Origin of the sequence: Citrobacter sp. BIDMC107, from assembly GCF_001037575.1 — a bacterium.
Taxonomy (GTDB): Bacteria; Pseudomonadota; Gammaproteobacteria; order Enterobacterales; family Enterobacteriaceae; genus Citrobacter; species Citrobacter freundii.
The window spans coordinates 800,098-813,326 of sequence record NZ_KQ089848.1 but is presented as its reverse complement, the minus strand read 5'-3'; the positions used below and the strand labels follow the sequence as shown (position 1 = coordinate 813,326).

The window sequence follows — 13,229 nt, the reverse complement described above, 5'->3', positions numbered from 1 at the left end:
CCCCTTAATCCAGCCGACGTTTGGTTTTAAGCCACGTCAGGCCAATAAACATCACCGCCGAAGCGATTAAAAACAGCACGTTAATAATCAGCACCACCGGAATATTTCCCGCCAGAAACAGGCTTTGCAGGGTACTGACGAAATAACGCGCCGGAATAATGTAGGTTACCGCCCGGATAATCGCGGGCATGCTGTCTATCTGGAAGATAAAACCTGACAGCATAATCGAGGGCAGGAAAGCGGCGTTCAGCGCGACCTGCGCGGCGTTAAACTGGTTGCGGGTGATGGTGGAAATAAGCAACCCCATGCCAAGCGTACTGAGCAGAAACAGGCTGGTAATGAAAAACAGGATCAGCAACGAGCCGCGATAGGGCACGCCAAGAATAAATACCGACACCAGCATACACAGCAGCATCGCCAGCATGCCGAGGAAATAATAGGGGATCAGTTTACACAGCAGTAATTCGACGCGGGTGGCTTCGGTAGAAAGCAGTGCCTCCATGGTTCCGCGTTCCCATTCGCGCGCCACCACTAATGAGGTGAGGATCGCGCCAATCACCGTCATGATGATGGTTACCGCCCCGGGAATAATAAAGTGCTGGCTGATGGCCGCCGGGTTAAACCAGTAGCGTGTTTGCACGTCGATCAAAGGCTCGAACGATTCCCCACGATCTTCCGCCCGCTGTTGCTGCCAAATCTGCCAGATGCCTTCGACATAACCCTGCACAAAGTTGGCGGTATTGGGTTCGCTGCCATCGGTGATCACCTGGATCGGTGCCACGTCATTAGGTCGCGCCATCTGCTGGGCAAAATCCACAGGGATCACCACCAGCCCACGAATGCGCCCGGCCTGCATTTTTTCAATCAATTCCTGCCGGTTATCGCTGATGGTGGCGTCAATATACGGCGAGCCGGTCATGGTATGGGTAAAATCCAACGCCTCTTCGCTTTGCTGTTCGAGCAAAATCCCGACCCGCAGCTTGCTGGAGTCGAGGTTTATCCCGTAGCCGAAGATAAACAGCAGCAGCAGCGGGATCACCACCGCAATCAGCCAACTGCTGGGATCGCGAACGATCTGGCGCGTCTCTTTCACGCACAGCGCACGTACGCGACGCCAGGAGAGAGCGGAGTTACTCATGCGTATGCTCCTTATCCCAGTCATTGATTAGCGTAATGAATGCCTGCTCCATGGTCGGGTCCGGAGTGTCGCTGTCGGCAGCCTGAGCTTTCAGGTCGTCCGGTGTTCCGCTGGCAATCAGTTTGCCGCGATACACCAACCCGATGCGATCGCAGTATTCCGCCTCGTCCATAAAGTGGGTGGTCACCATCACCGTGACGCCTTTTTCCACCATGCTGTTGATATGCAACCAGAACTCACGACGGGTGAGGGGATCGACCCCGGAAGTGGGTTCATCAAGGAACAGAATGTCGGGTTCATGCATCAGCGAGCAGGCCAGCGCCAGACGCTGCTTAAACCCCAGCGGCAGTTCGTCGGTGGCGTGGGAAGCGATACTCTTCAGGCCAAATGCCTCGCTCATTCGATCGATTTTCTCCTTCTGCGCCCGACCACGCAGGCCGTAGACGCCGGAGAAAAAGCGCAGATTTTGTTCAACCGTCAGGTTACCGTACAGGGAGAATTTCTGCGCCATATAACCCAGATGCTGACGCGCTTTGCCGGAGCTGACTTTCAGGTCCATATCCAGCACCAGCGCTTTGCCGGAAGTGGGGACCAGCAGGCCGCACATCATTTTAAAGGTGGTGGATTTGCCGGCACCGTTGGGTCCTAACAGACCAAAAATCTCGCCGCGCTGTACGGAAAAGTCTACGTGGTCGGTCGCGGCAAAATCGCCAAACTTCTTGGTCAGCGCTTTGGCTTCGATCACCGTTTCGCCAGGCGTGCCTTCTACGGTATGCAGGATAGCGCCCAGCGGGGATTCCGATGTTCCGGCTCCGCCGAGTAAATCGATAAAGGCATCTTCGAAGCGGGGTGCAGTTTCATTGATGGTTATCTGCGGCATGCCGTCAGCGTTTTGGATCTGCTGAGCTGTCGCCTCTTTTTTCAGGATTAAACGGACGGATTTCCCCTGAATCATTCCGTCGCTGACCAGCGGTAGTTTTAACGCGCGTTGTAGCAGTCGGCGGTTATTTTCCTGCGGACTGCTCATCAGGAAGCTGCGACCAGCCATGGTTTGCGTAAGCTGAGTAGGATCGCCCTGGTATAACAATTCGCCTTCGTTCATCAGCAGCACATCACGGCATTGCTCTGCTTCATCCAGATACGACGTACTCCAGAGGATCAGCATGCCGTCTCCGGCCAGTTCGTGGACCATTTGCCACAGTTCGCGACGGGAAATTGGGTCGACACCCACACCTGGCTCATCCAGCAGCAACACTTTGGGTTCGCCGACCAGCGTACAGGCTAGCCCGAGCTTCTGCTTCATGCCGCCGGAAAGTTTGCCGGCCAGTCGTCCGGTAAATGGCCCCAGCGAGGTAAACTCCAGTAGTCGGGCAAAGGTTTTTTCTCGCGCCTCACCGGTGACGCTGCGCAAATCGGCATAGAGATTGAGGTTCTCCATGACGGTCAAATCTTCATACAGACCAAATTTCTGCGGCATATAGCCCAGCACCGCGTGCAGCGCGCTGTCGTCTTTGATGGGGTCAAAACCAATTACCGCAGCACTTCCGGCATCAGGTTTTAATAATCCCGCCAGCATGCGCATCAACGTGGTTTTGCCCGCACCGTCCGGCCCGACAAGCCCGGTCACGTAGCCCGCATGCACGATACAGTCGAGCGGGGCGACGGCCGGTTTTTCCATTCCAGCAAAGTTTTTCGTCAGCCCTTTAAGCGTAATGACGGCGTCATTCATGCCGTGCCTCATCGCCAAATTTTATCGTTACCGGCATTCCCTGACGTAGCGCATCGTCCGCGTCGGTTACGACAATTCGTAGGCGATACACCAGATCGGTGCGCAGATCAGGAGTCTCGACCGTTTTCGGCGTAAATTCGGCGGTTGGTGACACAAAGCCGATTTTGCCGTGATACGGTTTGTCCGGGCGACCGTCGGTATAGAGCAGGATCTCACGTCCTGGCTGCGCCTGGCTCAGATTGCGTTCGTCAACGTAGGCGCGGACCCATACCGGACGCGTGAGCGACAGCGTCAGTACCGTGCTCCCTTCGTTCAGCATGCTGCCGGGTTCAACCGCGCGGGTGAGAAGCGTGCCGTCAGATGGCGAGGTCAGCGTGGTATCATGCAAATTAAGCTCTACCTGTGCCAGCTCTGCCTGAGCTTGTTCGAGCGTGGCTTTTGCCTGTTCGATGTCCTGCACACGATTACCGCTGCGATATTGCGTGAGTTTATCCTGTGCGGATTTCAATGAAGCTAACGCCTGATCGCGAGATGAACGCGCATTTTCCAGATCGTTGGCAGAAATGGTACGGCTTTTCCACAATCCTACCTGCCGATTGTAAAAATTCTGCGCGTAATCATAGGCGGCCTGCGCCTGTTTGACTGCCGCCGCGGTTTGCGCGATCTCTTCTTCGCGATACCCTGCCAGCATCAGATCGTATTGCGCCTGCGCGGCGGCAACGTTGGCTTTTGCCTGCATCAATGCGTTTTCATACGGTGCGCGGTCCAGTTTACCCAGTACCTGACCGGCGGTAATCGCATCGCCTTCATCAACCGCCAGTGAGGCCAGTCTGCCGCCGACGCGAAAACTCAGGTTGACGCTACGGATATCGACATTGCCGTATAGCGTCAGGCTGTTATCTTGCCGACTCTGATACCACCACGTTCCACCGGCAATCACGGCAACGAGGGCCGCGATAACCAGCCCGAGAACGACAGGTTTTTTCATGACTCCAGACTCCTTTGCGTTAAACCTTGCAGAATAAGATCGATGTGACAGGTGATCGTTTGGTCAATCAGCGCGGTTTTATCCTCATCAAATTGTGACCAGCCCGTACGCAACAGAATGGTTTCTTTCCCCAGACGAAAAGCCAGTACCTCGCCGAGTATGGCGTGGGTATGCAGAATCATTTGGGTATCGTTGGCATCGCCGCCGGTATAGGCGGCAATTAGGCGCGTCAGGTGTGTATGCAGCGGATTGATAACCTGGTCGTGCACCAGTTGATAAGCCGCAGTGGGGGAAAGCTGTTCACGCGAGATAAATTTGCTCAGGTTAACAGTGTCGTCCTGGGTTAACAGCATGATCATATTTTTGCAGGCGCGCAGGATCAGTTCACGCATCGCGCCACGATCCGGTTCTGGCTGAGCGAATAAACGCTCGGCCTCTTCAGCGTGCGGACGAAACTGTGAGCCGATAAAATCTGCAATCCACTGGGCGCAGGCGAGATATAAATCCTCTTTTGAGCCAAAATAGTAGGTGATAGCCGCAGTGTTTTGCCCGGCCTGTGCAGCGATATCGCGCGTCGTGGCGTGCAGACCATACTCGCCGAATTGTGCCAATGCGGCGGCAATGAGCTGGTTCTTCGCCTGTTCACCTTTGGTTGTCATGGTGGGTGTATTCATGGCACGACTCTAATCTTAATCAATCGATTGATTAAGATTATGACTGATGTGCAGCCTTGTCCAGTCCGGACGGTTATTTTCCAGTGAAGGGATAATTTATGCGGCACATCACAAAAACTGCTACACTCCGCCCCTTCATGACATTGTGGTTTTTGTCATCTCTATTGTATGTATCTCCCTGAAAACGACACCGGTAACGGTCAGGGCGGTTCGGAGTTGTTATGTCTTTTGATTCCCTTGGTTTAAACCCTGAAATTTTACGTGCCGTTGCCGAGCAGGGTTACCGTGAACCTACCCCTATTCAGCAGCAGGCTATTCCTGCCGTGCTGGAAGGCCGCGATCTGATGGCCAGCGCCCAGACCGGTACGGGGAAAACGGCAGGTTTTACCCTGCCGCTGTTGCAGCACCTGATTACCAATCAGCCGCATGGTAAAAGCCGTCGTCCGGTTCGTGCGCTGATCCTCACGCCAACCCGTGAACTGGCGGCCCAGATTGGCGAAAACGTCCGTGATTACAGTAAGTATCTGAATATTCGCTCGCTGGTGGTCTTCGGCGGCGTCAGCATTAACCCGCAGATGATGAAACTGCGTGGCGGTGTGGATGTACTGATTGCCACCCCGGGTCGTTTGCTCGATCTGGAGCATCAGAATGCGGTAAAACTGGATCAGGTGGAGATCCTGGTACTGGATGAAGCTGACCGCATGCTGGATATGGGCTTTATTCACGATATTCGTCGCGTTCTGGCAAAACTGCCGGCAAAACGTCAGAACCTGCTGTTCTCGGCAACGTTCTCTGATGACATTAAGTCGCTGGCCGAAAAACTGCTGCATAACCCGCTGGAAATCGAAGTGGCACGTCGTAATACCGCGTCCGAGCAGGTAACTCAGCATGTTCATTTCGTCGATAAAAAACGTAAACGTGAACTGTTGTCACAGATGATTGGTCAGGGCAACTGGCAGCAGGTGCTGGTGTTTACCCGTACCAAACATGGCGCGAACCATCTGGCAGAACAGCTGAATAAAGACGGCATCCGCAGTGCGGCAATCCACGGTAATAAATCTCAGGGGGCACGTACACGTGCGCTGGCTGATTTTAAATCCGGTGATATACGCGTGCTGGTAGCGACCGATATTGCCGCGCGTGGTCTGGACATTGAAGAGTTACCGCACGTGGTGAACTACGAGCTGCCAAACGTCCCAGAAGATTATGTGCACCGTATTGGTCGTACCGGGCGTGCCGCTGCCACCGGCGAAGCGTTGTCTCTGGTGTGCGTCGATGAACACAAGTTGTTGCGTGACATCGAGAAGCTGCTGAAAAAAGAGATCCCGCGTATTGCAACGCCAGGCTATGAGCCAGATCCCTCCATTAAAGCTGAGCCGATCCAGAATGGTCGCCAGCAGCGTGGCGGCGGTGGTGGTCGCGGGCAGGGCGGAGCAGGGCGTGGCCAGCAGCCGCGTCGTCAGGATGGCGGTGCGCCAAAAGCGAAGCCGCGTAATGGCGAAGGCAAACCGGCAGGCGATAAGCCTCGTCCGCCGCGCCGTCCGCGCAAACCGTCTACAGCGCAGTAATTCCCTTACTGTATGGCTGTATAAACACGCTATCCGGTCTACACACTGTGTAGGCCGGATAGGTCAATCACTCCCCCGAACTTTGCGATTTCAGCACGATCGAGCAGGTATATCGTCCTGCCGGGTGAATCGAAATCGTCGTCTCAAATACTTTCCCGTCCCTGTCCAGATAACGACGCACAATTCTCATCGCTGGCGAATCAGGCGCTACAGTGAGAATCTTTGCCACCTTTTTGGGCACTCCGACAGCCGTAATGGTCTGATGCACCTCATGACTTTTGATACCGTAATGCGTTTCGATCAAATCGCTGATTAATGAGTGTGGATCGTCACGGATGTACGTGCGCAACTTGGCGTAATCCGTGCTGGCATAGCTGTCCGTCCAGCAGATTGGCGCGTCGGGGTTGTGCGCATCTTCGCGAGTGCTGGCAATGTGCAGCCATCGAGAACCTGGCGGGCAGCCAATCATCTGGGACAACTCTATGTCCGCCACAATCTCATCGATTTTCTTGATGACGCGCAGATTGTTTTTGGCCAGCAGCAACAGATCCTCAAGATGCGATAGCGGGTGATTGACGCCGTTCGCCTTAGGTTCGCAAACGCGAGTACCCGCACCTTTACGCCGTGAAATCAGACCTTGCTCTGTTAATTCCCTTAACGCCTCACGCATGGTGTGGCGGCTGACCTGCCATGTTTCGCACAGTTCCATTTCCGTAGGAAACAGCGAGCCGGGGGCGAAGGTTCCCACCGCAATTTGCTGCGCCAGTTCACGTGCTATTCGCTTGTACAGAGATTCTTTCATCGCAGTTTCATCAAAATATTAGTGATCTTTATCACGAAAATTTGTACGGACTATTCCCTACATTTCTTATGAATACTATAAATGTCCGTACATTCAAATGTACGGACATTTAATTATGTCTGGACATTGTGTCGGCGTTTGAATATCTAAAAAACGACCGTAAACACGCATCTTATCACTATCAGATTTTCCAGGGGGATTTATGGCTTCGAATGTACTTGATTCTGTTCTGTTCAGGGATTCTTTCGGCACACCGGCGATGCGCGCGGTGTTTGACGATCGCGAGCTGGTACGCAAATACGTGGAAGTGGAAGTGGCATTAGCTAAAGCCCAGGCACGCTGCGGTGTGATACCTGAGGCTGCGGCGCAGGAAATTGCTGAAAAATGTAATGCCGATACGCTCGATTTTGATTTATTACGCCATGAAACCGAAATCGTGGGTTATCCGATCCTACCGCTGGTGCACCAGATTTCTAAACAGGCTGGCGAGTCCGGCGGCTATGTGCACTGGGGGGCAACCACTCAGGACATTATGGACACTGCTGTAGTCCTGCAAATTCGTGATGCTTTTGCGCTCATTGAGTCCGATATGGACAAACTTCGTGCAACGCTGGCCGATCTCTCACGCCGTTATCGTGATACGCCGATGGCCGGGAGAACCCATTTGCAGCAGGCTCTGCCAGTGACCTTCGGTTATAAAACAGCCATCTGGCTGGATATGTTTGAACGTCACGCGGAACGTCTGACTCAGGCGCGTCCTCGTGTATTGGTCGGCGAGTTTGCGGGTGCCGCCGGTACGCTGGCATCGCTGGGGGATAAAGGGCTGGCGGTACAAAAAGAGATGATGGAAGAGCTTGGGCTGAATATCCCAACGTCCACATGGCATGTTGCGCGTGATGGTTTCGCCGAGGCGGTGAATCTGTTAGCGGTGATTACCGGGTCGCTGGGCAAGATTGCCTACGACGTAATGCTGCTGGCAGCAAACGAGTTTGGTGAGCTGTATGAGCCGTTTGTTAAAGGACGCGGTGCCAGCAGTACTATGCCGCAGAAACGCAACCCTATTTCCAGCGAGTTAATGCTGGCCTGTGCCAAAGGCGTTCGCCAACAGGCAGGGCTGATGCTTGATGCAATGGTGCAAGATCTGGAGCGTGCAACCGGGCCGTGGCATGCCGAATGGATTGCTATCCCGGAGAGTTTCGTTCTCAGCGCGGGGGCATTGCATCAGGCTAACTTTATGCTGGCGGGGCTGGTGGTCGATGAAGCGGCGATGAAACGTAACCTCGGTATGACCAACGGATTGATTGTGGCTGAAGCGGTCATGATGGGGTTGGCTCCGTACATTGGTCGTCAGGATGCGCATGATGTGGTGTACGACGCTTGCCGCATCGTCAACGAACAAGGCGGGCGATTAGCGGACGTGCTGAATGCGATGCCATCTGTCTCGGAACGACTTGACCCGCAGTTGATTGAAGAACTGACCGACCCGGCAAATTACCTTGGAATGGCGCCAGCAATGGTGGATCAGGTATTAGCGAGATATATGTCGCGGAAATGAACGCTCTTGGGCTAACGGAATAAGGATATTTTTATGTCAAAAAATTCTGCCACGGGAAAATCCATTCTCTCGTTCCTGATACCGCTGGCGATAGGCGCGATCATTTGGTTTTATCCCGTACCTGCTGGTCTGACGCCTCAGGCCTGGCATATGTTCGCGATATTTGCCGCGACCATAGCCGCGATTCTTACCCAGCCGCTCCCTTCGGGGGCGGTGATGTTGATTGCACTTTGCGTGGTAATTTTCACCAAAACGTTGCCAGAGGCAAAAGCATTGTCAGGTTTTGCATCCGGTACAGTATGGCTCATTTTCTGTGCCTACGTCTTGTCTCTGGGTTTTGTAACCTCGGGATTGGGGAAACGTATTGCGTATAAAATGTTATCGCTCTTTGGTGGCAGCAGCCTGGGTATCGCTTACTCACTGGGGGTTTCCGATCTGATTATGGCCCCGGCAATGCCATCAGTAACCGCGCGTTCCGGGGGGATTATTTTCCCTATCACTCGTTGCATCAATGATGTATTGGGCTCAGCGCCGGGGGCAACGGGCAAGCGTATCGGCGATTTCTTAACCATGGTGTGCTTCCAGTTTACGCCGATTACCGGGGCAATATTTCTCACCGGGATGGCGGCGAATCCGCTGGTAGCGAGTCTGGCGAAATCGTCATTAGGAATAGAGATAACCTGGGGCGGATGGTTTATTTCCGCAGTGGTTCCTGCGATGGTCTGTTTCTGCCTGATGCCGCTATTGGTTTATAAATTATTGGATCCCGAGCTTAAGCGTACGCCGGAGGCGAAAGCGATGGGCAAACAGGCCCTCGGTGAGCTCGGTTCGATGAGCAGCAATGAGAAAAAGGTCGCGTTTGGTTTTGTGCTGGCATTGGTTGGTTGGGGGACCAGCTTGATTACGGGATTGTCTGCCACATCTGTCGGGCTGGGATTGGCTGCGTATCTGTTTGCCTCGGGCGCTGTTAGCTGGAAAAGTTTGCTTAATGACCACGCTGCCTGGGATACGGTGATCTGGTTTAGCGTCATTATTAGTCTGGCGACAGGGCTTGCCGATCTGGGTTTTATTAAATGGATGACCATAAAGTTAGGCAGCGGTATTCAGGGTTTTGGCGCGATCGAGTCCTTTATTGTGTTGGGGATCCTTTACATTTACGTCCATTATCTCTTCGCTACGGCGACCGGGCATGTGGCTGCGCTGTATGCCCCTTTCGCGGCCACGGCGATCGCTGCGGGAGCACCGCCGATGATGGTGGCTATTTGCTTCGGTATCTTTAGTAACCTGATGTGGGGGAATACCGAGTATGGTGGTGGACCTGGCCCCATTTATTTTGCCCAGGGCTATTTTGAACGACCGCGCTTTTACAAAATTAACCTCTGTGTGGTGACGGCAAATGTGATCATCATTTTTGCCGTGGGCATGCTGTGGTGGAAGCTGTTGGGATACTATTAAACGTCAGTGAATTATTGGCCGGACAGGACTCGAACAGCCGTCCGGCCAGGAAAAATGAATTGCGAAACGCTTTCCAGAATGGGGGAAAAAGGTACATCCAGGGCCTGAAATGTGCCACAATAGTGGCTGTTTATACAGTATTTCAGGTTTTCTCATGGCACTAACGGCCGCGTTAAAAGCGCAAATCGCCGCCTGGTATAAGGCGCTTCAGGAACAGATCCCCGACTTTATCCCCCGTGCGCCGCAGCGGCAGATGATTGCTGACGTCGCGAAAACGCTGGCAGGTGAAGAAGGGCGGCATCTGGCGATTGAAGCGCCGACCGGGGTGGGGAAAACTCTGTCGTATCTGATTCCCGGTATTGCCATTGCGCGTGAAGAGCAAAAAACGCTGGTGGTCAGCACCGCCAACGTCGCTTTGCAGGATCAGATCTACAGCAAAGATTTACCGCTGCTGCGCAAAATTATCCCTGACCTGCGTTTTACCGCCGCGTTTGGTCGCGGACGCTATGTCTGCCCGCGTAACTTAGCGGCGCTGGCCAGTACTGAACCCAATCAGCAGGATCTGCTGGCTTTTCTCGACGATGACCTAACGCCCAACAACCAGGAAGAACAAAAGCGCTGCGCCAGGTTAAAAGGCGATCTCGACAGCTACAAGTGGGACGGGCTGCGCGATCACACCGATATCGCCATTGACGACGGACTCTGGCAGCGTCTGAGCACCGATAAAGCTAGCTGTCTGAATCGCAACTGTCACTACTACCGTGAGTGCCCTTTTTTTGTCGCCCGTCGGGAGATTCAGGAAGCTGAAGTGGTGGTGGCTAATCATGCGCTGGTGATGGCGGCGATGGAAAGCGAAGCCGTTTTGCCGGAGCCGAAAAACTTGTTGCTGGTACTTGATGAAGGCCACCATTTGCCGGATGTCGCGCGCGATGCGCTGGAGATGAGCGCGGAAATCAGCGCCCCCTGGTATCGGCTCCAGTTGGATCTGTTTTGCAAATTAGTGGCGACCTGTCTGGAACAGTTTCGCCCGAAAACCACGCCGCCGCTGGCGAATGCCGAGCGTCTGAACGGTCACTGTGAAGAGCTGTATGAACTGATTTCATCGCTCAATAACATTCTTAATCTGTATATGCCTGCTACTCAGGAGGCGGAACACCGCTTTGCGATGGGCGAACTGCCTGCAGAAGTGATGGAGATTTGTCAGCGTCTGGCAAAGCTTACGGAAATGCTGCGCGGGCTGGCGGAACTGTTCCTCAACGATCTCAGCGAAAAAACCGGCACTCACGATATTGTGCGTCTGCATCGGGTTATTTTGCAGATGAACCGGGCGCTGGGCATGTTTGAGGCGCAAAGCAAACTGTGGCGGCTGGCATCGCTCGCGCAGTCGTCAGGCGCGCCGGTGAGTAAATGGGCGACGCGCGAGGTGCGTGACGGGCAGATCCACGTCTGGTTCCACTGCGTGGGGATCCGTGTGAGCGATCAGCTCGAACGACTGCTGTGGCGTAGCGTCCCGCATATTATTGTCACTTCCGCAACGCTGCGCTCGCTCAACAGCTTCTCGCGTTTGCAGGAGATGAGTGGTCTGAAGGAAAAAGCAGGGGATCGGTTTGTTGCGCTGGATTCACCGTTTAATCACGTTGAACAGGGCAAAATCGTCATTCCGCAGATGCGCTACGAACCGTTAATTGATAACGAAGAGCAGCATATCGCGGAAATGGCCGCCTATTTCCGCGAACAGCTGGAAAGCAAAAAGCATCAGGGGATGCTGGTACTCTTTGCCAGCGGTCGGGCGATGCAGCGTTTTCTTGAGCATGTTACCGATCTGCGCCTGCTGTTGTTGGTGCAGGGCGATCAGCCGCGCTATCGTCTGGTAGAGTTGCACCGCAAACGGGTGACCAACGGCGAGCGCAGTGTGCTGGTTGGGCTGCAATCTTTCGCTGAAGGTCTGGACTTGAAAGGCGACCTGCTGACCCAGGTGCATATTCACAAAATTGCTTTTCCACCGATCGACAGCCCGGTGGTGATCACCGAGGGCGAGTGGTTGAAAAGCCTGAACCGCTACCCCTTCGAGGTGCAGAGCCTGCCCGCGGCGTCGTTCAATTTGATCCAGCAGGTTGGGCGACTCATCCGTAGCCATGGCTGCTGGGGAGAAGTGGTTATTTATGACAAACGTTTATTGACCAAAAACTATGGCAAGCGTTTACTGAACGCGTTACCCATATTTCCGATAGAGCAACCTGCTGTGCCAGACGTTATAGTAAAACCAAAAGAAAAAGCGAAACCCACGCGCCGCCGTCGGCGTTAACGATGCGAGCAACAGGCAAGGAGTTATCGATGGATTACCGCAAAATCATTAAAGAGATTGGGCGAGGAAAAAATCACGCGCGTGACCTGGACAAGGATACTGCTCGCGGACTGTATACCCATATGATGAACGGCGACGTACCTGACCTTGAGATGGGCGGGGTGCTGATTGCGCTACGTATTAAAGGCGAAGGCGAAGCGGAGATGCTGGGCTTTTACGAAGCGATGCAAAACCACACCATTCGCCTGACTCCGCCAGTAGCCAAACCCATGCCGATTGTCATTCCCAGCTACAATGGTGCACGCAAGCAGGCGAATTTGACGCCGCTGCTGGCGATTTTACTGCATAAGCTCGGTTTCCCGGTAGTAGTGCACGGCGTCAGCGAGGATCCAACCCGCGTGCTGACAGAAACCATTTTTGAACTGATGGGGATTACGCCAACGCTGCATGCCGGGCAGGCGCAGGCAAAGCTGGATGGTCATCAGCCGGTGTTTATCCCGGTGAGCGCGCTGTGCCCTCCGCTGGAGAAACAGCTGGCGATGCGCTGGCGCATGGGCGTGCGTAACAGTGCGCACACGCTGGCTAAATTAGCCACGCCGTTTGCTGAAGATGCGGCGCTGCGTCTTTCCAGCGTTTCCCACCCGGAATACGTCTCGCGTGTGGCGAAGTTCTTCGGCGATATCGGTGGGCGCGGCCTGTTGATGCATGGTACCGAGGGCGAAGTGTATGCCAACCCGCAGCGCTGCCCGCAGATAAGCCTGATAGATTCATCCGGTGTGCGAGTGTTACAGGACCGACAAAGCGAGATGCCTGACGAGCCGGTACCGCTGCCGGTGGCAAAAGATCCGGAAACCACCGCGCGCTGGATTGAGCGTTGTCTGGCTGGCAGTGAGCCGGTCCCGGCATCGTTGAAAATTCAGATGGCCTGCTGCCTGGTGGCAACCGGTGAATCCGCCTCGCTGGCCGAAGGACTTGCCCGCGTCGAGCAAAGTTTCTGATTTATTTGTTATCCCGA

General features: G+C 54.2%; 10 protein-coding genes. 5 read left to right on the top strand and 5 right to left on the bottom strand.

Annotation, left to right across the window (positions count from 1 at the left end):
- Positions 1 to 4: 4 nt before the first annotated feature.
- Genes SK39_RS03915 through cecR form a run of 4 tightly spaced genes read right to left on the bottom strand, consistent with a single transcriptional unit; the run spans position 5 to position 4,529 of the window.
- Positions 5 to 1,138 (bottom strand): ABC transporter permease, encoded by a 1,134-nt coding sequence (locus SK39_RS03915; protein WP_032938555.1) that lies wholly within the window; start codon positions 1,136 to 1,138, stop codon positions 5 to 7.
- Entirely contained in the window at positions 1,131 to 2,867 is a 1,737-nt protein-coding gene (locus SK39_RS03910; protein WP_003845404.1) for an ATP-binding cassette domain-containing protein, read from the bottom strand. The genes SK39_RS03915 and SK39_RS03910 overlap by 8 nt, the downstream gene beginning before the upstream one ends.
- Entirely contained in the window at positions 2,860 to 3,855 is a 996-nt protein-coding gene (gene hlyD / locus SK39_RS03905; RefSeq protein ID WP_003845407.1) for a secretion protein HlyD, read from the bottom strand. Before hlyD ends, SK39_RS03910 begins: the two co-directional genes overlap by 8 nt.
- The gene (gene cecR / locus SK39_RS03900; RefSeq protein ID WP_048216679.1) at positions 3,852 to 4,529 is read right to left on the bottom strand and encodes a transcriptional regulator CecR; all 678 of its coding nucleotides are present in this window, start codon (positions 4,527 to 4,529) and stop codon (positions 3,852 to 3,854) included. Before cecR ends, hlyD begins: the two co-directional genes overlap by 4 nt.
- A gap of 221 nt (positions 4,530 to 4,750) precedes the next feature.
- Here cecR and rhlE point away from each other — a divergent pair, with 221 nt between their 5' ends.
- A complete protein-coding gene (gene rhlE, locus SK39_RS03895; RefSeq protein WP_003845409.1) occupies positions 4,751 to 6,097 on the top strand; it encodes an ATP-dependent RNA helicase RhlE in 1,347 nt (448 codons plus the stop codon).
- A 67-nt stretch (positions 6,098 to 6,164) separates the two neighbouring features.
- Here rhlE and SK39_RS03890 read toward each other — a convergent pair whose 3' ends face one another.
- On the bottom strand, positions 6,165 to 6,899 hold the full coding sequence (locus tag SK39_RS03890) for a GntR family transcriptional regulator (RefSeq protein WP_048216678.1): 735 nt from the start codon (positions 6,897 to 6,899) through the stop codon (positions 6,165 to 6,167).
- Between the two features lie 202 nt (positions 6,900 to 7,101).
- Here SK39_RS03890 and SK39_RS03885 point away from each other — a divergent pair, with 202 nt between their 5' ends.
- The 4 genes from SK39_RS03885 (at position 7,102) to ybiB (ending at position 13,212) form a co-directional block, all read left to right on the top strand.
- On the top strand, positions 7,102 to 8,454 hold the full coding sequence (locus tag SK39_RS03885; protein WP_048216677.1) for a class-II fumarase/aspartase family protein: 1,353 nt from the start codon (positions 7,102 to 7,104) through the stop codon (positions 8,452 to 8,454).
- Positions 8,455 to 8,487: 33 nt separating this feature from the next.
- Positions 8,488 to 9,909: a DASS family sodium-coupled anion symporter gene (locus SK39_RS03880; RefSeq protein WP_048216676.1), complete on the top strand. Its 1,422-nt coding sequence runs from the start codon at positions 8,488 to 8,490 to the stop codon at positions 9,907 to 9,909.
- 154 nt (positions 9,910 to 10,063) lie between these two features.
- Complete coding sequence (gene dinG, locus SK39_RS03875; RefSeq protein ID WP_003035224.1) at positions 10,064 to 12,214, top strand: ATP-dependent DNA helicase DinG; 2,151 nt, start codon at positions 10,064 to 10,066, stop codon at positions 12,212 to 12,214.
- A 29-nt stretch (positions 12,215 to 12,243) separates the two neighbouring features.
- Positions 12,244 to 13,212 (top strand): DNA-binding protein YbiB, encoded by a 969-nt coding sequence (gene ybiB / locus SK39_RS03870; RefSeq protein WP_003035227.1) that lies wholly within the window; start codon positions 12,244 to 12,246, stop codon positions 13,210 to 13,212.
- The last annotated feature ends 17 nt before the right edge of the window (positions 13,213 to 13,229 follow it).

Bases quoted from the DNA above. Each gene is read 5' to 3' on its own strand.
- SK39_RS03890 (WP_048216678.1), bottom strand. From the start codon at position 6,899: ATGAAAGAATCTCTGTACAAGCGAATAGCACGTGAACTGGCGCAGCAA.
- dinG (WP_003035224.1), top strand. From the start codon at position 10,064: ATGGCACTAACGGCCGCGTTAAAAGCGCAAATCGCCGCCTGGTATAAG.
- rhlE (WP_003845409.1), top strand. From the start codon at position 4,751: ATGTCTTTTGATTCCCTTGGTTTAAACCCTGAAATTTTACGTGCCGTT.
- SK39_RS03885 (WP_048216677.1), top strand. From the start codon at position 7,102: ATGGCTTCGAATGTACTTGATTCTGTTCTGTTCAGGGATTCTTTCGGC.
- SK39_RS03910 (WP_003845404.1), bottom strand. From the start codon at position 2,867: ATGAATGACGCCGTCATTACGCTTAAAGGGCTGACGAAAAACTTTGCT.
- hlyD (WP_003845407.1), bottom strand. From the start codon at position 3,855: ATGAAAAAACCTGTCGTTCTCGGGCTGGTTATCGCGGCCCTCGTTGCC.
- cecR (WP_048216679.1), bottom strand. From the start codon at position 4,529: ATGAATACACCCACCATGACAACCAAAGGTGAACAGGCGAAGAACCAG.
- SK39_RS03880 (WP_048216676.1), top strand. From the start codon at position 8,488: ATGTCAAAAAATTCTGCCACGGGAAAATCCATTCTCTCGTTCCTGATA.
- SK39_RS03915 (WP_032938555.1), bottom strand. From the start codon at position 1,138: ATGAGTAACTCCGCTCTCTCCTGGCGTCGCGTACGTGCGCTGTGCGTG.
- ybiB (WP_003035227.1), top strand. From the start codon at position 12,244: ATGGATTACCGCAAAATCATTAAAGAGATTGGGCGAGGAAAAAATCAC.